The organism is Providencia huaxiensis, assembly GCF_002843235.3.
Lineage (GTDB): Bacteria > Pseudomonadota > Gammaproteobacteria > Enterobacterales > Enterobacteriaceae > Providencia > Providencia huaxiensis.
Window position 1 is genome coordinate 2,723,689 of record NZ_CP031123.2, and the last position, 19,686, is coordinate 2,743,374.

General features: G+C 40.6%; 18 protein-coding genes. 6 read left to right on the top strand and 12 right to left on the bottom strand.

The features are described from left to right. Window positions 1–81: 81 nt before the first annotated feature. The gene (locus tag CYG50_RS14200) at window positions 82–852 is read right to left on the bottom strand and encodes an ABC transporter permease (protein WP_004913713.1); all 771 of its coding nucleotides are present in this window, start codon (window positions 850–852) and stop codon (window positions 82–84) included. After that, window positions 849–1,790 (bottom strand): ABC transporter ATP-binding protein, encoded by a 942-nt coding sequence (locus CYG50_RS14205; protein ID WP_004913716.1) that lies wholly within the window; start codon window positions 1,788–1,790, stop codon window positions 849–851. Before CYG50_RS14205 ends, CYG50_RS14200 begins: the two co-directional genes overlap by 4 nt. A gap of 257 nt (window positions 1,791–2,047) precedes the next feature. Here CYG50_RS14205 and can point away from each other — a divergent pair, with 257 nt between their 5' ends. Further along, entirely contained in the window at window positions 2,048–2,701 is a 654-nt protein-coding gene (gene can, locus CYG50_RS14210) for a carbonate dehydratase (RefSeq protein WP_102139423.1), read from the top strand. A 99-nt stretch (window positions 2,702–2,800) separates the two neighbouring features. Here the strand turns inward: can and hpt are convergent, their stop codons facing one another. Beyond that, the gene (hpt, locus tag CYG50_RS14215; protein WP_102139424.1) at window positions 2,801–3,337 is read right to left on the bottom strand and encodes a hypoxanthine phosphoribosyltransferase; all 537 of its coding nucleotides are present in this window, start codon (window positions 3,335–3,337) and stop codon (window positions 2,801–2,803) included. Window positions 3,338–3,463: 126 nt separating this feature from the next. Further along, window positions 3,464–5,095 carry a multicopper oxidase CueO gene (gene cueO / locus CYG50_RS14220; RefSeq protein WP_102139425.1) on the bottom strand — a complete coding sequence of 544 codons (1,632 nt, stop codon included), beginning with the start codon at window positions 5,093–5,095 and terminating at the stop codon, window positions 3,464–3,466. 240 nt (window positions 5,096–5,335) lie between these two features. Between cueO and CYG50_RS14225 the strand changes: the two genes are divergently transcribed. After that, window positions 5,336–5,683 (top strand): YacC family pilotin-like protein, encoded by a 348-nt coding sequence (locus tag CYG50_RS14225; RefSeq protein WP_102139426.1) that lies wholly within the window; start codon window positions 5,336–5,338, stop codon window positions 5,681–5,683. 59 nt (window positions 5,684–5,742) lie between these two features. Here the strand turns inward: CYG50_RS14225 and CYG50_RS14230 are convergent, their stop codons facing one another. Next, window positions 5,743–6,792, bottom strand: coding sequence for an AbrB family protein (locus tag CYG50_RS14230; protein WP_102139427.1), 1,050 nt, complete (start codon window positions 6,790–6,792; stop codon window positions 5,743–5,745). Between the two features lie 221 nt (window positions 6,793–7,013). Then, window positions 7,014–7,637, bottom strand: coding sequence for a TetR/AcrR family transcriptional regulator (locus tag CYG50_RS14235; protein WP_102139428.1), 624 nt, complete (start codon window positions 7,635–7,637; stop codon window positions 7,014–7,016). A 376-nt stretch (window positions 7,638–8,013) separates the two neighbouring features. Here CYG50_RS14235 and CYG50_RS14240 point away from each other — a divergent pair, with 376 nt between their 5' ends. Together CYG50_RS14240 and CYG50_RS14245 are read left to right on the top strand one after the other, a co-directional pair. Continuing rightward, on the top strand, window positions 8,014–9,231 hold the full coding sequence (locus CYG50_RS14240; RefSeq protein ID WP_102139429.1) for a Tm-1-like ATP-binding domain-containing protein: 1,218 nt from the start codon (window positions 8,014–8,016) through the stop codon (window positions 9,229–9,231). A gap of 12 nt (window positions 9,232–9,243) precedes the next feature. After that, on the top strand, window positions 9,244–10,071 hold the full coding sequence (locus tag CYG50_RS14245; RefSeq protein ID WP_102139430.1) for a phosphoenolpyruvate hydrolase family protein: 828 nt from the start codon (window positions 9,244–9,246) through the stop codon (window positions 10,069–10,071). Window positions 10,072–10,126: 55 nt separating this feature from the next. Here CYG50_RS14245 and CYG50_RS14250 read toward each other — a convergent pair whose 3' ends face one another. From CYG50_RS14250 to CYG50_RS14260, 3 genes are all read right to left on the bottom strand, one after another. Beyond that, window positions 10,127–10,825, bottom strand: coding sequence for a hypothetical protein (locus CYG50_RS14250; RefSeq protein WP_148241602.1), 699 nt, complete (start codon window positions 10,823–10,825; stop codon window positions 10,127–10,129). A 4-nt stretch (window positions 10,826–10,829) separates the two neighbouring features. Continuing rightward, on the bottom strand, window positions 10,830–11,552 hold the full coding sequence (locus CYG50_RS14255; RefSeq protein WP_102139432.1) for a hypothetical protein: 723 nt from the start codon (window positions 11,550–11,552) through the stop codon (window positions 10,830–10,832). A 171-nt stretch (window positions 11,553–11,723) separates the two neighbouring features. Further along, window positions 11,724–12,620 carry a diaminopimelate dehydrogenase gene (locus tag CYG50_RS14260; protein WP_102139433.1) on the bottom strand — a complete coding sequence of 299 codons (897 nt, stop codon included), beginning with the start codon at window positions 12,618–12,620 and terminating at the stop codon, window positions 11,724–11,726. Window positions 12,621–12,819: 199 nt separating this feature from the next. Between CYG50_RS14260 and CYG50_RS14265 the strand changes: the two genes are divergently transcribed. Both CYG50_RS14265 and CYG50_RS14270 read left to right on the top strand, forming a co-directional pair. Next, entirely contained in the window at window positions 12,820–14,166 is a 1,347-nt protein-coding gene (locus CYG50_RS14265; protein ID WP_102139434.1) for an MATE family efflux transporter, read from the top strand. A 208-nt stretch (window positions 14,167–14,374) separates the two neighbouring features. Beyond that, window positions 14,375–15,697: an L-cysteine desulfidase family protein gene (locus CYG50_RS14270; RefSeq protein ID WP_102139436.1), complete on the top strand. Its 1,323-nt coding sequence runs from the start codon at window positions 14,375–14,377 to the stop codon at window positions 15,695–15,697. 248 nt (window positions 15,698–15,945) lie between these two features. Here CYG50_RS14270 and yjiA read toward each other — a convergent pair whose 3' ends face one another. The 3 genes from yjiA to CYG50_RS14285 all read right to left on the bottom strand — a co-directional run bounded on the left by yjiA (window position 15,946) and on the right by CYG50_RS14285 (window position 19,395). Then, a complete protein-coding gene (yjiA, locus tag CYG50_RS14275) occupies window positions 15,946–16,914 on the bottom strand; it encodes a GTPase (protein ID WP_102139437.1) in 969 nt (322 codons plus the stop codon). Window positions 16,915–16,936: 22 nt separating this feature from the next. Then, window positions 16,937–17,140: a YbdD/YjiX family protein gene (locus CYG50_RS14280; protein ID WP_004260586.1), complete on the bottom strand. Its 204-nt coding sequence runs from the start codon at window positions 17,138–17,140 to the stop codon at window positions 16,937–16,939. 101 nt (window positions 17,141–17,241) lie between these two features. Then, complete coding sequence (locus tag CYG50_RS14285; RefSeq protein ID WP_102139446.1) at window positions 17,242–19,395, bottom strand: carbon starvation CstA family protein; 2,154 nt, start codon at window positions 19,393–19,395, stop codon at window positions 17,242–17,244. Window positions 19,396–19,686 lie beyond the last annotated feature (291 nt).

The following is a 19,686-nucleotide window of genomic DNA, read 5'->3' on the forward strand; positions in this document are numbered from 1 at the left end:
ATATACATTTCAATAAAAAACGGCTTTTGATTACATTCAGTATCAAAAGCCGTTTTTTTAACACAATTTCATCCCTAAAACTTAGCTTCTGAGGCCTCGACCCTGCTCAATTAGGAACCATGTTAATGCATAAAAGACGACTAAAAAAATCATTAAGACGCCTAATGTAATCGCGATAGAAACATCAGCTATTCCCAGAAAGCCATAACGAAAGCCGCTGATCATATACACAATTGGGTTCAGTTTAGAGACGGCTTGCCAAAACGGGGGGAGCAGTGACAACGAATAAAACACACCGCCTAAATACGTTAATGGTGTTAATACAAAGGTAGGAACAATACTAATATCATCAAATGTCTTAGCGAAGATGGCATTTAATAAACCAGCAAGGGAAAACACAATTGCGGTTAGTAATAACGTTATGACTACCATTGCCCATGAATGGACTTGCAATGGAATAAAAAATAACGATACCAATGTGACGAGAAAGCCGACTAAAATCCCTCTAGCAACACCACCACCAACAAAACCTGCGATAATAATATGCGTCGGAACAGGGGCAACGAGTAATTCTTCAATATTTTTCTGAAATTTAGAGCCAAAGAAAGAAGAACAAACATTTGAATATGAATTAGTGATCACCGCCATCATGATCAGCCCGGGGACGATAAACTGCATATAATCCACACCGCCCATATCACCAATTCTTGAACCAATTAAGTTACCAAAAATCACAAAATAGAGCGACATGGTGATCACAGGTGGTAATAATGTTTGTATCCAAATACGGCCAAACCGCGTGACTTCTTTTATCCAAATGGTTTTTAATGCGACCCAATATAGTGAGATCATCTTGCAATCTCCTTCTCGGTTGCATTACTTTCTCTTTTGACTAAGTTAACAAATAACTCTTCTAACCGATTTGCTTTATTTCGCATACTTAAAATCTGAACACCTTGCTCACTGAATTGACTAAAAACACTATTTAGACCTTGCTCTCTTTTGACATCTACCTCAAGTGTTGAGGTGTCTATCAAACGTGATTCATACCCTAATAATTGAGGGATCGGACTTTTTGGCATTAAATCAAAAATAAAGGTTTCTGATTCTAATTGACTCAGTAATTGCTTCATACTTGTATTTTCAACTAATTCACCGTGTTGAATAATACCAATATTACGGCATAACATTTCAGCTTCTTCCAAATAGTGAGTGGTTAAAATGATTGTCGTTCCCTGAGCGTTAAGATTCTTTAAGAATGTCCACATTGAACGGCGAAGTTCAATATCAACACCTGCGGTGGGTTCATCCAAAATTAATAGCTTTGGTTGGTGCATCAACGCACGGGCTATCATTAAGCGGCGTTTCATACCACCGGACAAATTACGAGCCCGCTCATCACGCTTTTCCCATAAATCAAGTTGGGTCAGGTACTGCTCTGCACGTTGTACAGCAACAGAGCGCGTGACCCCATAATAACCGGCTTGGTTAAGAACGATTTGTAATACCGTTTCAAATGGGTTGAAATTAAACTCTTGAGGCACTAATCCAAGTTGCTGCTTTGCTTGCACAACTTGCTTTTCTAAATCATAACCAAATACTTTTACAGAACCACTCGTTTTATTCACCAGCGAGCTAATGATCCCGATCGTGGTTGATTTACCCGCGCCATTTGGCCCCAACAATGCGTAAAAGTCACCGTCTTCAACGCTCAGGTCAATCCCTTTCAGGGCTTTTACACCACCTGGGTAGGTTTTGGTTAATTGCGATAACTCAAGTGCATATGTCATATGTAAAAAAAACCTTTATTCTTAGGACGATTTGAAGGCAATATATCACCATGATGCCACTTTTTTCTGCACTATGTTATGCAGAAAAGAGATAATTAGTTTATACAATATAATTCAATACGTTATGAATTTAGGGTTGTCTTGACTAAAAGACAGGTTCATCATAAGGATGTTGAAATTAGTATAACTAATTATTAATTAATCAATAAATGTTGTATAAGATTTTATCGCAAAGTAACACAACTAGGCTATAAGTCATGATGAGAAAAATCGAAGAGCTGTTTGCTAACAATGAAGCATGGTCAGCATCAGTCAATGAACAAGATCCCGAATTCTTCAAAGAATTATCAAAAGCGCAAAAGCCGAGATTCTTATGGATAGGCTGCTCTGACAGCCGAGTACCTGCAGAAAAATTAATTAACGCGGCACCTGGCGACCTTTTTGTGCACCGTAATGTTGCCAACTTAGTTATTCACACTGACCTAAACTGTTTATCAGTCATTCAATATGCCGTTGATGTCTTACAAGTTGAGCACATCATTATTTGTGGCCACTACGGCTGCGGTGGTATTGAAGCAGCGGTTGATAACACCGAACTTGGCTTAATTAATAACTGGCTATTACACATAAGAGATATTTGGTACAGACATAGCTCTATGTTAGGTGAGCTAAAACCTTGCGAGCGTCTTAACCGTTTATGTGAATTAAATGTCGTTGAGCAAGTTTATAATTTAGGGCATTCAACCATCATGCAATCTGCATGGAAACGAGGCCAGAAAGTGATGATCCACGGTTGGGTATATGGGATTAATAATGGCCGGTTACACGACTTACATATTACTGCTGACAGCCGAGAAAAACTTGAGTTATGTTACCGTGAAGCTATTTCAACATTAACTCAAAAAAAATAAATTAAATTATTAATTCGAAGCTCTTAGACATAAGAGCTTCTATGCACAACAAAAAAGGACAGCAATGCTGTCCTTTTTTGGTCGTTTTATTCAGAAGATCTAATCTTCTAATAACGTTACGTGCCCAATATAAGGCAGATGACGATATTGCTGAGCGTAGTCAATACCGTAACCCACCACAAATTTGTCTTCAATCGAATAACCAATCCATTCAACAGGAACCTGTACTTCTCGGCGTGAAGGTTTATCCAGCAATGTACAAATAGCAACAGATTTAGGGCCGCGTAATTCGAAAATTTCACGAACTTTATTTAAGGTATTGCCAGAGTCGATAATATCTTCAACGATTAATACGTGTTTATCACGGATATCTTCGTCCAAGTCTTTGACAATTTTAACATCACGGCTTGATGTCATCGCATTACCGTAGCTTGAAACGGTCATAAAATCGACTTCATGAGGGACATCAATCTTACGACATAAATCAGCCATAAAAATAAATGAACCTTTCAGCAAACCAACAAGGACTAATTCACCATCAAGTGTTTGATAATGAGCGCTAATTTTATCGGCTAATTCACTGATTCGTTGAGCAATCTCTTCTTCAGAGATCATTACTTCAAGGGTATGTTTCATCGTCTATTACGCATCTATGGGAATGGAAAGCACGTAATTTTAACATAGGCAGCACGCATATACTAATAAAGGAAAATGCAGTGCTAAAATTTCACACTGCATTTTATCTGAAAATAAATGTGGCTGTTAACTTACAGTGAAGCCCAACATCATTCCGGTATCTTCATGCTCTAAGAGATGGCAGTGAGCCATATAAGGATGTTGTTGAGTTGCAGGGTGTTTAAATTCGACTAAAATTTCACTCACCTGCCCTTCCACTTTAACAATATCTTTCCAACCTTGGCGATGAGGCTCTACGGCTTGGCCATTTTCTTTTAGGATACGAAAACGTGTTCCATGAACGTGGAATGGGTGCAACATCATATCGCCACGCCCTGAAACGACCCATATTTCTTGTTGATTCATAGGAGCATTGAATGCAGGATGAGTCATTGAAAAAACCTGTCCATTAATGGTATTCGCGTTATGAATATCTAAACCATCAGAACCTGAACCACAGTGGCCGCCACTTCCCATTTTGCCATTCATATTTCCATGGTTCATATTTCCATGGTTCATATTGCCTGCATTCATGTTACCGTGGTTCATATTGCCCATCATTGCACCATGGCCGCCCATGTTACCCATGGCCTGGTCACCATATTTTTCACGTAACATCATCATGCCTTGCATGTCCAAACGCATATCCATCATTAAGTGGAAACGACGACGGTTTAAGCCAGCAAGAGAAGGAATAGCAGACATTGCTGCAAGTGTTGATGGTAAGTCACCTTCTCCCTTCGTCAACGTTGTTTCGATACGCAATACAGGCAAAGGCTGGTCAAATGGTGCGATCGTCATGCCCATTTGCCCGACGGGTAGCGTAACCAAATCGAATGCGCGACCATCGGAGGCATCAATTAAGACTTCAAAGCGCTCTCCCATCAAGATAGGTAATTCTGTTACGACAACTGGCTCGGCTAGTAAACCACCATCACTCGCAACGACATACATTTTACGTCCATCACTGGTGGAAATGTTTAAACTTCTCGCATTGCAGCCATTTAATAACCTTAAGCGTAGCCAACCTTTTGGGGCAACATGTTTAGGGTAAACAGCTCCGTTCGTCAACATGATGTCTCCGAACCACCCCACTGCCGCGCTCATCACATCAAGCTGGTAGTCAATTTGACCATCATCTTTTAAGCGTTTGTCCTGCAAAATGACAGGAATATCATCAACGCCCCAATCACTTGGTAAGCCGTGCTTTGTGCTGTCTTCATCTTTAATTAATACAAGACCAGCTAAGCCCATTGCGACTTGATAACCCGTTTTTCCATGAGTATGTGGATGAAACCAACATGTCGCTTCACTTTGGTTTACCGTAAAATTCACTTTACGGCTTGCTCCCGGCTGAATTATCGCTTGAGGCCCACCATCTTGTTCACCTGAAATTTCTAAGCCATGCCAGTGAACGGTTGTATCTTCAGCCAATTGATTCACAATATTGATATTAACGCTTTGCCCATTCTTTAAGCTAATCGCAGGGCCCAATAAATTTCCGTTATAACCCCATGTCGTTGTTTTCTTTCCTGGAATAAACTGCGAAATACCTTGTTGGATAGCTAGCTGAATATTGCCTTGTGCATCTGGCTCAACTAGCGGAGGGATTGCCAGTTCAGGGTAGTTTCCCGCTGCGACCGCGATGCGGCTCCAAATAGGCAGCGCACTTGCAGCATATGTGATAGCACTTAATTTCAAAAAATCGCGACGTAGCATTGATAACCTTCCTTTTATTTATCAAATTAATAATCATCAGAGGGGTAATTTATGGCAAATTACACTTTCGAAGCAAAACATGGTTTAATGAAGGTATGATAAAGCCTCCCCTTACAGGAAGGTCAATAAAGCCACTCTATAAATGTGGGTTTATTACATGGATTTAAGAAAAATATAGTTGACTAACAATTCTATTCTTATGCTAACGTAACTTGACATAGAAAACAGATAGAATAACGAATGCGCAAATTTATATTGATGTCATGCTTAATGACTCTGTTAGGGATAACCAATTCTGCCAGAGCTCTTTCTACCAACGAAGCTGAAGATCTTGCTGATCTTACGGCCGTTTTTATTTATCTAAAATATGATTGTGGGTATTCACAAATCCCTGATAGAGAAATTGAACGTGCTATCGTTTACTTTGCTAAAAGCAACAAATGGGATCTTAGTAACTATAATGCGGAAAAAATGACCGCTCTTAACAAAGAAAGTTATAGTGACCTAAAAGGAATACCACTTACCACCGAGTTTAAATGTCAGTCCCTTGCTCGCGATTCGCTAGGCCTTTTTGCTTACGTAAAATAAGCGGAGGATAAAGCCCATCAAGAAAACATGCCCAAATATAGTCTGCATGTTTTCTTTCTTTACTCTAAATTATTATTCCTTTTTTGCCTTCGTTCTTGCCAAAACAGGGCTATCGATGGAATACTTTGAATAATCACCATTCTGATAATATGATTTGACATCACAAAGCCCGCATCTAAATTCATGGTAATTGCTGCGAATGTCATTGCTTCCATACTCCCCGGCGCCCAAGCTAATAATAATACTGAAATATCATAGCCTGTCATCCAAGATGCAAATACCGTGATAAGAAAAGTCAGCACGATATTTACCACCACAACTTGGGCTGAAGAGTATATATTTTTAATCAACGATGAAAGTGGAAAAACAATGAAATGGTTACCAATATTCATCCCGATCAATACCATACTGAGTTCAGTCAACATCAGTGGGAAATTCAATGGGATATCAACCCAACCTTGAATGAGTGTTGCCGCTGCTAATGACGTTAACATAAAAGGCGCAGGGACTCTTAAACGCTGTAAAATTATCCCTGAAATAACACCAACAACAATAATAAGTAGTAGCCATCCCGTTGAAACTAATGTGAGTTCTGGAAATTCGATTATCGGTTGCGGATCACCATCACTACCAACAACAATACCTGCTAATAAAATAAGAATAATTAAGCGAATTGTATGGGAAATAACAATTTTTTGGGGTGGTGTATGGGTATGGTCAGTTAATGCGAGAATTGCAGCCATCGCACCGGGGACAGAGCCTAGCATTGCCTCTTGTTTTGTCCAACCGACTTTTCGGTAAAACCAAAAAAAGCTGAACGAAAATTGCACGGCCAAACAGACAACTAGCATTAATAGTAAAAGAAATAAATTGTCTGCTTCATTAAGAGATACTTGATTGAACATCAAGCCGACAGAGGTTCCCAGTGTGACTTGAACAAAGGTAATGGTATGTTTAGGAATTGCGAACGAAATACCAAAACGATGAAAAATGATAATCGCAATGATCGGGCCAAACATCAATGCAAGGGGAATTCCAAGATAAGTAAGCCCACCACCGATTAAAGCACAGATGGAAATTCCACCTATCATTTTTAATAATTTCATCATATGGTATTAACCATTAAGTCTTTTTATAGCCCTAATTTATATCACATTATTTAAGCCATATGGCTTTAGTTTTTAATTATTTATCCCCTTAGTGACATCTACCAGTATTTATTCATTTATTAGGTTTTGATCTAGTTATTTTAACTTAGTCTGAAAATATCTCTCTAACACAAATTAACATAGCGTAGTAACAAAACTATTTTTTACTTTAACTGTTTTCTTCATTTTATATTATCAGCGCGAGCTTGATTCATAATCGCTTTGGACATCCATTGGGCTAATTCTGTTACTTGAGCATCATCCATTTTCCAAATATCTTTTAATACTAAAAATATTTCGGAACCATAAATAACAGAAAAGGCTCGAATGACTCTGTCTATAATTTCTTGCGGATATTCTGATTTCATTGGCGATGTCACCATCGCAAGAATTTCTTTACGATTTCCGCGTTCTAGAGGCTTATCTTTAATATTTTGTGGAGCAGCTCGCCCCTGTGCCCATTGCTGTAGTGATACTTGCAGCGCGGCGCGCAAAACACCTTCATGTTCAAACATACGTGGAAAAGCATAGGTTAATAGCTCGCCAATACGCTCTTCGGTTTGCTCACTTTGTGGCCGCCAAGTTAAAATAGGACCTAAACTTTCATTAACCGTTGCGGTAATTAAATCGGCTTGTGTCGGAAAATAACGATATGCTGTCGCACGAGAAACTCCCGCCTCAACTGCCAATTCAGAAACAGAAGGCATCGCCCCTTTTTCAAATAAATCTAAAGCTGTCGTAACCAATAATACATAGGTCCGTTTTCGTGTCCCTTTGTATTCTGAGAGTGAGTGAGTTTTAGACATTAATTTATCCTTAAAATACTGTCACTTACTATAAGGCCAGTTAGCGTTAATGAAAACACATAAGTGTAAACAGGTAAATATACTTAATTGATAATTTGAAAAGATTTATCTATGGAGGTGATTTCAACGATAATAGCAAAAATCATAACAATCACATTTAAATCTTTTAATCTTCTACATGTATTCGAAGTAATTCAAGATTATTAATAAGTATTTATTACATTTTATCAATAGGATATGAATACTAGCAACCAATGTCTTTCACAATAAAACAAAAAATGAGACTGCGGTCTCATTTTAAAACTAAACCAAATGATACCATGGTCTCATTATGATGAAAAATTCAACGCTCGTTTTACTCTGAAAGGGTTGTTCTATGAAAAAACATCCGGGTTTTATTTATGTTGTAACGACGCTTGACACTAAAAGTGCTGAACTATTTTATGTCAGTGAATTAATCAAAAACGCCGGATTAGCGGTACGTACCGTTGACCTGACAACACAGCCAACGCAATTAGAAAAAAACGCAGATATCAGCGCACATACCGTTGCAAGTTTTCATCCGCTCGGCACTGAAGCCGTTTTCTGCGGTGACCGTGGTAAAGCCATTGAAGCCATGGCACATGCTTTCAGCCTTTATCTTGCCGCACAAACAGATATTGCCGCTATTCTTGGCTTAGGCGGGTCAGGAGGAACAGCTCTCATCACACCGGCCATGCAAGTATTGCCTGTGGGTATTCCAAAATTAATGGTTTCCACTATGGCTTCAGGGGACATTTCTGGTTATATCGGTGCGAGTGATATTTCAATGATGTATTCCGTCACTGATGTATCAGGTTTGAATATCATTTCTCGCAAAGTATTAAAAAATGCAGCCAATCAAATCGCAGGAGCTGTTTGGTTTGATGACGAAGAACAACCGCATGACTTAAAACCAGCAATTGCACTCACCATGTTCGGGGTAACGACCCCATGCGTACAACAACTTACAACACAGTTAGAGGCGCAATATGACTGTCTAGTTTTCCATGCGACAGGCAGTGGTGGTAAAGCCATGGAAAAACTGATTGATAGCCAATTACTGCATTCAGTTTTAGACATTACAACCACCGAAGTGTGTGACCACTTATTTGGTGGCGTATTGGCTTGTGATGAAGACCGTTTCGGTGCTATTGAGCGTACTCAGACCCCTTGTGTGATGTCTTGTGGAGCCTTGGATATGGTGAATTTCGGCCGTCCTTCCAGCGTGCCCGAACACTGCCAAGATCGCTTGTTTTATCACCACAATGCTCAAGTCACTTTAATGAGAACGACCAAAGAAGAAAACCAACAAATGGGTCGTTGGATTGCAGAAAAATTAAATCGTTGTCACGGTGAAGTGCGCTTTATTATTCCAACAGCAGGGTTTTCGGCATTAGATATTGACGGTGCTCCATTTTGGGATCCTATCGCAGACCAAGCCTTCATTGATGCTTTAACCGAAAATCTAATCATAACAGAGAAAAGACAGCTTATTTTGAGTCCTTATCATATTAACTCCTCCGAGTTTTGTGACCAGGTTATTCAGCTTCACCAGGAAATTTTGAACAAATAATAGAGGTTAACTATGAAACATAACCGCGCAGATTTATTAAAAAAATTTAGAGACATGATTGCTCGGGGAGAACCAATCATCGGTGGTGGCGCAGGAACAGGGCTATCAGCTAAGTGTGAAGAAGCGGGCGGTATCGATTTAATCGTTATCTATAACTCAGGCCGTTATCGCATGGCAGGTAGAGGTTCACTTGCAGGCTTATTAGCCTATGGCAATGCAAATGAAATCGTTATGGATATGGCAAAAGAAGTTTTGCCCGTAGTGAAACATACTCCTGTCCTTGCCGGTGTGAATGGAACAGACCCATTCTGCCAATTCGATAAATTCCTCGATGACATCAAAGCAACAGGCTTCGCAGGGGTACAAAATTTCCCTACCGTAGGGCTAATTGATGGTAACTTCCGCGCCAATTTAGAAGAAACAGGAATGGGCTATGGGTTAGAAGTTGAGATGATCCTCCTCGCTCATGAGAAAGATTTACTCACGACGCCTTACGTTTTTAGTGCTGAAGATGCAATTGCAATGACTAAAGCCGGGGCTGACATTATTGTGCCACATATGGGGTTAACGACCGGGGGAAATATTGGAGCTGAAACCGCACTGACGCTCAGGGATTGCGTTCCACTAATCAATGAATGGGCAAAAGCGGCAAAAGCAATACGCGAAGATGTGATTGTTCTGTGCCACGGTGGCCCGATAGCCACCCCTGAAGATGCTGAATACATTTTAGCCAACTGCCCTGATTGCCATGGTTTCTATGGTGCCAGCTCAATGGAGCGTTTACCAACAGAAGTAGCATTAACTGCCACCACACAAAAATTTAAATCAATTACACGTTAGTTTTTTTACTTTATGTTTTGCCAACACCAGGCGCCTACTTCGGTAGGCGTTTTTTTTATTTTTTAGCTGGGTTTAAATAGCGCCATAACACCCAGAGTAATGATGTCGAATAATATAAAACCCCAAATTGGATAACCATTAATGGGTTTTCTGTCGCTCCAGTCATCTTGAGCATGCCATAATAGTTATTTTGCTCCAAATACTGTTCCGTTAACCCACCTTGCGGTAAATAACGACCAAGCAGCATGATAATAATAAAACACGCGACATAATGACGTAATTTGGCAATGCCTTCATCAAAAGCATTAAAATGGCTATTCATATCATTAGCCTGTTTTCGTCCAATAATAATACGATTAATTAATGTTGCGGCATAAATATAGAGGATCGCAGAGGAGTTAATTTGTGTGGTATGAAAAATATACGCAACGCCACCTAAAATCGCGGCAATCACAATAAAGAAAAAACCTTTCGCCACAACAGCCATCATGGTGCTCATATGAATCAAAATAAATTCAAATAATAAAATCAATACCATGTTGTAAATAACAGCCACCCCAGACCATTGAGGTGAAAACCAAAGTGACAACAAAAATACAATATAAAAAATAGTGAGCCCGTGCTCAACCAATGTTGGCAACGTCCCCATTATTCCTTGCGGTTCTTCTGATTCAAGAAAATAATTTTTTTTGTTCGTCCCTATAGTCGACGTATTTTTGCGAGGAGTTTTCCTTTTTTTTATCTTTCTAGCCACAAAGTTATTTCCCTTTTTCCTGGTAAATAGAATGCCCTTTGCATAAAAAATGCATTAAGCAAGCCATAAATACAGGCATACCAAAGTAGAGCACGCCAAAGGCAAAAGCCACATGGGGTTTATCTGGGAATTCACCACCGCTAGAGATACTCGAATAATAGCCAATAGACCTTAAATATTCAGGCGTTAACCCGCCATAAGGCACGAGGAAAGATAAAATTAACACTGAGAAAATACAGAACATAAAATTAAGTGCCATTAATGCTGAATAGCCCATATTTTCTGAACGTTCTTGCTCTGTTCGGCTGGTTAAACCAAAAAGCATTCGATTTGCAACAGTGGCACTGTATAAATATAAAATTAATGGGGAATCACCTAATACTGACATATTAATGGCCAGTGCAAAAAGACCATAGAAAAGAGCAAATAACGTTAATATTCTCCAATCACGAAATACCGCCATAAAGACGCCCGAGTGAACTAAAATAAATTCAAAAATCAGGATCAATGTTAGGTTATAAATAATTTCTACCGTATAGTATTCAGGAAAAAACCATACCGATAAAATAAAACCAACATAAAATAATGAAAAACCGTAGTTTATTATTTTAGAAAAAGCACGAAGAATACTGAAAGAGTGCGAATTCTCCTTCACACTTTTTACTGAAGATTGTTTTGGGAAAAAACCTTGGCTTTTATCTTTCCCACTCCTTGGTGGCTTTACCATTACCTCACTCCATGCCATCAATACCACTTTATTAATAAGCTACTTGATAATACAAAAAATAAACAGTGGCTAAAGTCTGAATGATAGACTCGAGATAGGATAAAGTGTAAAAAATATCGACAAGATGGCATGAACGTAGAAACGCCATGCCACAGATAGACTAAATGGAAATTAAACCAGTTTGGCGATCAGCGTATCTAAGTCACCTTGTAAGAAATTTACCGGTGGAATTTCAATCACAGTATAGGCGCCTGCGGCTTGTTTCATCGTCGCTCGTGCGGCAGAAACCATAAATTGAGACGTCAGTGCAGGGTTATTAATACGCATTGAATATTCGAACAACTGGTTATGTGTTGCCCCTGAAACGCCTTTATGAGTCATGTGCACACCGTGCCCAACATCTTTTAGTGCATCAATGCTATCCACCTGACGAATATGTGTTTCATCAGAAGAAAAGTAGCTGTCTGCTTTAATCGCTTGAGCCACTTCATCGAACTTAGCGCCACCGTCTAATTCAACATAAACCATACGACGATGAACCCCTGTTCCTAATGGAATTGTGACAGAAAGTGCATCTTTTACGCCATTGATAGCCTTAGCGGCCACACTGTGCCCCATACTCATCCCCGGACCAAAATTCGTATAAGTTACCCCTTTTGGTGCCATTGCTAACATCAATGTACGCATAATCGAATCAGAACCGGGATCCCATCCGGCAGAAACAACCGCCACGCTATTATGCTGCTTCGCGATATCATCTAAGCTACGTTTTAAAGCCACAATATCCGAATGTACGTCAAAGCTATCAACCGTATTAATTCCCAAACTTAAAATTTTTGCTGCTAATGGGCCGATTGCACGCGTAGGTGAACAGAGTAGCGCAACATCAACTTTTCCTAATTTTTCAATATCATCAACCACTTTGTAGGCTGAAAGTTCTGCAGGAATATCTTGTGTATTACGACGAACTACCCCGACTAACTCAAAATCTTCAGCGGCCAGAACAGCTTCTAGTGCATAGCGACCAATGTTACCGTAGCCCACTATTGCTGCTTTAATTTTTGTCATTTTTGCTCCTATACAGTTCTGATGTTGCTTATTAAATTATTTATAGCGAAATTGAATTTAACAGAATAATTAAAAGTAAACAAAACATTAGCCTAATTAAATCAGACGCATTTTAACCCTATTTTCATTATTGAAATCCATGTAGAATTAGCCACTCAGAAAGCTTTCCCTAACATTCATGAATATATAAAGGTTCTCAATGCATCAATCCGATGTGACTGAGCGGTCACTCTTTTCGCTCAGCTGGCCAATTTTTATCGATATTTTTCTTCATTTGGCCACATTATTAATTAATACCTATATGGTCAGTCACGTTTCTACTGCCTACCTTGCCGCTATGGGGGTGGGAAACCAAGTATTTGATCTATTTATCACTATTTTTAACTTTATTAGTGTGGGGTGTAGCGTTGTTATAGCCCAATACCTAGGGGCAGGCCGCCGAGAAAAAGCCAGCCAAGCGATTCATATTTCAATCGCTTTTAACTTTATTCTTGGTTTTTCCAGCGCATTAGTTGCGTTATTTTTTGGCTATAGCATTTTAACTATTATGAATATGCCATCGCATTTAATGGCTGATGGTTATACTTATTTACGTATTCTAGGGATTTGTTTAATCCCTGAAGCAATTTCAATTATTTTAGCGGCATGCTTGCGGGTTTATGGTAAAGCACAACCCGCAATGTGGGTCACATTAATCGCTAATGTGATTACTGTATTTGGTAACATCATTGTGCTTTATGGTTTCTTCGGCTTACCACAATATGGGCTGGAAGGCGTTGCATGGTCAACTGTCGTAGGGCGTATTGTTGCCGTTATTTTACTTTTCTGCCTACTGTTTTATGGGCTGAGAATTAAATTTGTCCCAATGATGTTAATACACTGGTCACGGAAAATATTGGGGAAAATTTTACACATTGGATTACCCTCTGCGGGAGAAAATCTCGTGTGGATCCTCCATTTCATGACCGCATCTGCATTTATCGGTTTAATGGGGGAAACGTCCCTCGCGGCACAAACGCTCTATTTCCAATTGTCATTGTTTATCATGCTGTTTGGGATCTCTATCAGCATTGGTAATGAAATTATGGTTGGTCACCTTGTTGGCGCAAAGCGCTTTGAAGATGCCTATAGGCGCGGTGTAAAAAGCCTTAAAATGGGTTTTTACGTAACAATTGGTGTCGTTATCGCCTTTTGGTTATTCCGCGATCCTATTTTAAATAATATTACGGATGACCAAGGTATTATTAAGGTACTGCTGCCATTATTTTTACTTTCGGTGTTCTTAGAGCCTGGCAGGACAATTAATATCGTGATGGTAAATGCCTTGCGTGCTTCTGGCGATGCTCGCTTTCCGCTATGTACTGCCATTATTTTTATGTGGGGCGTTGCTATCCCATTAGGCTACTTCTTAGGCATAAAAATGGAGATGGGTCTCTTAGGCATTTGGCTAGGTTTCTTTGCTGATGAATGGCTGCGCGGCTTAACCAATGCATGGCGCTGGCGCTCACGTAAGTGGCAAAGTAAACGCCTTGATGTAGAAAACTAACCTTTTCAATTATCACTTGGTCCTGTCGAATTTCATAGGCAGGACTTTTGTGACAAAGCTCAAAGTTAGAAATATTTCATTTTTATAGTTCAAATTAGAGATAATATTTCTCCCCACTCTCTTTAAATCCCCTAACTTAGTGAAGTTTTTCTCCAGACTGTTGTTTAAAATAATAAAATTGAAAAAGATTTTATTAAGGGGATTTGCCATGCATGCTCAATCACAACCACTACTTTGGCAATATTTTATCAACGCAGTAAAACAAGAAGTAAAACCTGCCTTAGGTTGTACTGAGCCGATTTCATTGGCATATGCTGCCGCCAAAGCCGCTTCATTACTTGATGGAGCCGTGATCCGTGTCTGTGCTTTTGTCTCCCCTAACCTCATGAAAAATGGCATGGGTGTAACTGTACCCGGAACAGGTATGGTTGGTTTACCTATTGCCGCAGCCCTTGGCGCAATTGGCGGTGATCCTGAAGCGGGTTTAGAAGTATTAAAATCAGCATCTACGGATGCTATTGCATTGAGTAAAAGCATGTTAGCTCAAGGGGCTATTACCGTTGATATCAAGCACCCTTGTGATGATGTCATATACTCCGAAGCCACAGTATACACACAAACTGGATCCGCAACCGTTATCATTGCGGGGTCTCATACGAATATTGTTAAAATGATCCACAACAATCATACCGTATTTGATGCCACGACAGCTCAACCTCATCATGAATCTCCTGTTGACTGTGCGGCAGACGTCCCACTGCCGCCAGTCACCGCTAAATCTGTTTATCAATTTGCTACCGAAGCGCCATTAGAAGATATTCGTTTTATTCTTGAAGCGGCCCATTTAAACGAAGCCTTATCTCAAGAAGGTTTACGCAATGTTTATGGTTTACATATTGGTAAAACATTGCAAACCCAGCGAGATCGTGGCCTGCTTTCAAAAGACTTAATGTCAGAAATTATGATCCGTACCTCTGCGGCCTCTGATGCTCGAATGGGTGGGGCTGTATTGCCAGCCATGAGTAATTCAGGATCAGGTAACCAAGGTATCGCTGCAACCATGCCAGTGGTTGTCACGGCTGATTATTTACAATCTTCCGAAGAACAACTGGCTCGCGCCTTAATGTTGTCGCACCTAATGGCGATTTATATTCATAATCAGCTCCCTGCATTATCGGCACTGTGTGCCGCGACAACCGCAGCGATGGGGGCTGCGGCAGGCATCGCCTGGTTACTCGAGTCCCGATATGAAGTCGTTGCAATGGCAATTTCCAGTATGATTGGTGATGTTAGCGGTATGATTTGTGATGGTGCGTCAAACAGTTGTGCCATGAAGGTGTCAACCAGTGCAAGCGCAGCTTATAAAGCCGTGTTGATGGCATTAGATAATAGCTGTGTTAGAGGGTCGGATGGTATCGTTTCTGATGATGTCGACCAGTCCATTGCCAACTTATGTTCTCTAGCAGCGGGGTCTATGAAGCATACTGACGTGCAGATTATTGAAATTATGGCCGCTAAAGCGCGCCCTTAACGCCGTAGCGTTGTTGGCTGCATTCGCCAACCCTAGTCACATACTTGTGTATGCCCCTAGGGGTTGGCTCTTTTGCCGCCTTGCTACACCGCTAATTCTTCGTCCTTAACGCCGTAGCGTTGTTGGCTGCATTCGCCAACCCTAGTCACATACTTGTGTATGTTCCTAGGGATTGGCTCTTTTGCCGCCTTGCTACGCCGCTAATGACTTTGAATTTCTTTTTTTGAAATTCTTTTTTTTGAATTGTTCTATTTTGAATTAACTTCTAGGGCTGCGAATTTTTCGCGGATCATCTCTTCTGGTAGGTCAATACCAATAAACACTAATACACTGCGGCGTTGTTCATCAACGTCCCAGTCTCTATCCCAATCCGCACTGTAAAGGCGCTGAACACCTTGGAATAGCAACCGCTTTGGCTCATCCACAATGGAAAGTATTCCTTTATAACGCAGTAAATTATCAGCAAAACCAAGTAATAATTCTTCCATTACCTGAGAAACTGCCATCAGTTCAACAGGGTAATTAAATTCAAGGACAATCGAGCCCACTTCATTTTGTTGTTTAGGGGCGAAACGGAATGTCGGCTGTTTGACATTCAATTGTGAATCCAATAAAAAGCCTTCGATGTCCAATAATAAATTCAGGTCGATATCACCGTGAATAACGGGGTAAATCGGTGCCCTGGCATTAATACGTTGTAAACGTTCAATTAAAGCTTCATTATTTGGCTCAATATCGGTTTTGGTCAATAAAATACGGTCTGCATAGCCAATCTGCGCTTGGGCAATGGCGAAATCATTCAATTGTTTATCAGCGTGGACAGCATCCACTAAGGTAATAATGCCGTCTAATACATAACGTTCACATAAGACTTCATGGGAAAAAAAAGTTTGAGTGATCGGGCCTGGATCTGCCATGCCAGTGCACTCGATGACTAGACGGTCAAAGTCTAATTTTCCACTATCAAGGCCATCTAATAGGTCTAATAAGGCATTTTCTAATTCATTCGAACGGCTACAACAAATACACCCATTACTTAATGTAGTAATTTGTGTCGCACGATCACCAATTATTGCGTTATCAATGGGGACTTCACCGAACTCATTTTCAATCACTGCGATTTTATGACCATGCTCAGCATGAAGAATATGGCTAAGGAGAGTCGTCTTACCTGCACCGAGAAAACCGGTTAAAATTGTTACGCTAATAGGTTTCATTATTGCCCTCACACTTCATTGATTAACAGCAGCGAAATCCGCCTTTACCACTACCACCATACCGTGCATCTTGTCTTTCGCGAAAAAACTCTTTATATGTCATCACGGGTTTATCTGGGTGATTATCACTCATATGCTGTACATAGGTATCATAATCAGGAATACCAATTAACATTCGTGCGGCTTGCCCGAGGTATTTTCCTGTTTTGCCGAGATTTCCAAACATCAGCCTCTCCAATACAAATGCCCTACATCATGAGTACACAATGTAGGGCGACCTTTCATTTATCAAACACCTTTCGATGTTCAAATTCGTTGAAGGGTAACTTAATGTGAAGATGAAACTTTCACGCCCTCTTCAGGTACAGGAACATAAGGTGTTTCTTTGTCTGTACGCTCTGGGTTTTTGTATGCTTTCATCCCAACACGGATACCGTAGAAAATGATACCGTAGACAACCACTAAGAATAGAATACTCAGGCCTGCGTTGGTGTAGTTATTAATAATAATGTGATTCATATTAGTAATTTCTTGTGCAGTTAATTCTGCACCACCTGCCGCAATCTTATCTTTATAAGATTTCGCTAAGTATAGGAACCCTTCCAGTTGTGGGTTATCACTGAATAATTTCAGTCCTAATGCCCAAGTTGTACAGATTAATAGCCATACCGCAGGTAAGACGGTCACCATAATGTATTTACTGCGTTTCATCTTAATCAATACAACTGTACTTAAGATTAAAGCAACCGCGGCTAACATTTGGTTCGAGATACCGAACAGAGGCCATAGGCTCTTAACACCGCCCAGTGGGTCAACAACGCCTTGATACAATAAGTAACCCCACAGGCCAACACATCCCGCTGTACCGATGATACCCGCAACCAGTGAATCAGTTTTCTTCAAGAACGGAACAAAGTTACCTAATAAATCTTGCAGCATAAAGCGGCCAGAACGGGTTCCTGCATCCAATGCTGTTAAGATAAACAGAGCTTCAAACAGAATACCAAAGTGATACCAGAAGCCCATATTTGCCGCAGGCATGATTTCATGGAAAACATACGCAATACCTACTGCTAATGTCGGCGCACCACCTGCACGGTTTAACACCGACGGCTCACCAATATCTTTAGCTGTTTGCATGATTTGTTCAGGTGAAATCACAAAGCCCCATGAACTCACTGTAGCAGCTGCATGAACAGATACATCTTTGAGCTGAGCCATGATAGCTGCGCCATCTGGGCCACCCAACTCATGCAAGTTAGGCATTGTAATACCCAACGCTGCCGGTGGTGTATTCATTGCAAAATACAGACCTGGTTCGATAATAGAAGCCGCTACCAGTGCCATAATCGCAACAAATGACTCCATTAACATTGCACCATAACCGATGTAACGCGCATCTTTTTCGTTTGCTAATAACTTAGGTGTAGTACCTGAAGAAATTAACGCATGGAAACCGGATACCGCACCACAAGCGATGGTAATAAATAAGAATGGGAATAGAGTACCTTTCCAAACAGGGCCGGAGCCATCAACAAATTGTGTGACTGCTGGCATTTTTAATTCAGGGTTTAGAATAACGATACCAATCGCTAAACCAACGATAACCCCAATTTTCAGGAAGGTCGCTAAGTAGTCACGAGGCGCTAAAATCAACCATACAGGTAATAATGCTGAGATAAACGCATAACCCACTAATGCATAAGTAATTGTCGTGTCTTTGAATGTCAGTGCTGGGCCCCAGTATGGGTCGTGAGCAATCACGCCACCAAACCAAATAGAAGCCACTAACAGAACAATACCGATAACAGAAACTTCACCTACGCGTCCCGGCCGGATATATCGCATATATATCCCCATAAACAATGCGATAGGCACCGTTGACACAACGGTGAAGACACCCCATGGGCTTTCTGCCAAGGCTTTCACCACTATCAATGCTAATACAGCAAGGATAATGATCATAATTAGGAAGCACCCAAAGAGCGCCAGCGTTCCCGGAATTGGGCCAAGCTCCTCTTTAACGATTTCCCCTAATGATGCACCATTACGGCGTGATGAAATAAATAACACCATGAAATCTTGCACCGCACCGGCTAACACAACCCCCGCAAGCAACCATAAGGTGCCGGGTAAATAGCCGACTTGAGCCGCAAGAACCGGTCCGACTAATGGCCCTGCCCCTGCAATCGCGGCAAAGTGATGACCAAATAGAACATTTTTATTTGTCGGAACATAATTTAATCCATCATTATTAATGACGGCAGGAGTCGCACGTGTTTCGTCCAGCTTCATCACTTTCTTAGCAATATATAAGCTGTAATACCGATATGCGATGAGATACACCGCCACAGAAGCGACGACAATCCACAGAGCACTGATGTGCTCACCACGTCTGAGTGCGACTACCCCCAAGCAGACCGCACCGATTATTCCTAGGATCATCCACGGAATGTGCTTTAAAATACCATTTTTGTTCATAGAACACCCTTCTGAGGTAAAACGAACATGCCATTGATTTTGTATTAACCACCATAAAAAACGATATCGCTGTGTTTTCATTGCTTATCATTTATCGTTGATGGCTTTTTAATTGGCAGTGGTTGAACTGCATTACATTAAAAAATTGAGCTCTGCCATGGTCTATATGGTATGAAATTACACTCCGCAAATGACTAAAGTTAGGCTAAGTGGTGACATAAGGAATTAAGCGGTTTGTTTTTTACTTTGAATGGTTTTTAGGAGGGCTAGATACGGCCAAAAGTGTGATCC

What these genes read in the sequence shown, in the direction of transcription:
- CYG50_RS14240 (WP_102139429.1), top strand. Translation starts at nt 8,014, where the DNA reads ATGAAAAAACATCCGGGTTTTATTTATGTTGTAACGACGCTTGACACT.
- CYG50_RS14285 (WP_102139446.1), bottom strand. Translation starts at nt 19,395, where the DNA reads ATGAACAAAAATGGTATTTTAAAGCACATTCCGTGGATGATCCTAGGA.
- CYG50_RS14280 (WP_004260586.1), bottom strand. Translation starts at nt 17,140, where the DNA reads ATGTTTGGAAATCTCGGCAAAACAGGAAAATACCTCGGGCAAGCCGCA.
- CYG50_RS14205 (WP_004913716.1), bottom strand. Translation starts at nt 1,790, where the DNA reads ATGACATATGCACTTGAGTTATCGCAATTAACCAAAACCTACCCAGGT.
- hpt (WP_102139424.1), bottom strand. Translation starts at nt 3,337, where the DNA reads ATGAAACATACCCTTGAAGTAATGATCTCTGAAGAAGAGATTGCTCAA.
- CYG50_RS14200 (WP_004913713.1), bottom strand. Translation starts at nt 852, where the DNA reads ATGATCTCACTATATTGGGTCGCATTAAAAACCATTTGGATAAAAGAA.
- CYG50_RS14245 (WP_102139430.1), top strand. Translation starts at nt 9,244, where the DNA reads ATGAAACATAACCGCGCAGATTTATTAAAAAAATTTAGAGACATGATT.
- CYG50_RS14265 (WP_102139434.1), top strand. Translation starts at nt 12,820, where the DNA reads ATGCATCAATCCGATGTGACTGAGCGGTCACTCTTTTCGCTCAGCTGG.
- CYG50_RS14260 (WP_102139433.1), bottom strand. Translation starts at nt 12,620, where the DNA reads ATGACAAAAATTAAAGCAGCAATAGTGGGCTACGGTAACATTGGTCGC.
- CYG50_RS14235 (WP_102139428.1), bottom strand. Translation starts at nt 7,637, where the DNA reads ATGTCTAAAACTCACTCACTCTCAGAATACAAAGGGACACGAAAACGG.
- can (WP_102139423.1), top strand. Translation starts at nt 2,048, where the DNA reads ATGATGAGAAAAATCGAAGAGCTGTTTGCTAACAATGAAGCATGGTCA.
- CYG50_RS14225 (WP_102139426.1), top strand. Translation starts at nt 5,336, where the DNA reads ATGCGCAAATTTATATTGATGTCATGCTTAATGACTCTGTTAGGGATA.
- CYG50_RS14255 (WP_102139432.1), bottom strand. Translation starts at nt 11,552, where the DNA reads ATGGTAAAGCCACCAAGGAGTGGGAAAGATAAAAGCCAAGGTTTTTTC.
- CYG50_RS14230 (WP_102139427.1), bottom strand. Translation starts at nt 6,792, where the DNA reads ATGATGAAATTATTAAAAATGATAGGTGGAATTTCCATCTGTGCTTTA.
- CYG50_RS14270 (WP_102139436.1), top strand. Translation starts at nt 14,375, where the DNA reads ATGCATGCTCAATCACAACCACTACTTTGGCAATATTTTATCAACGCA.
- yjiA (WP_102139437.1), bottom strand. Translation starts at nt 16,914, where the DNA reads ATGAAACCTATTAGCGTAACAATTTTAACCGGTTTTCTCGGTGCAGGT.
- cueO (WP_102139425.1), bottom strand. Translation starts at nt 5,095, where the DNA reads ATGCTACGTCGCGATTTTTTGAAATTAAGTGCTATCACATATGCTGCA.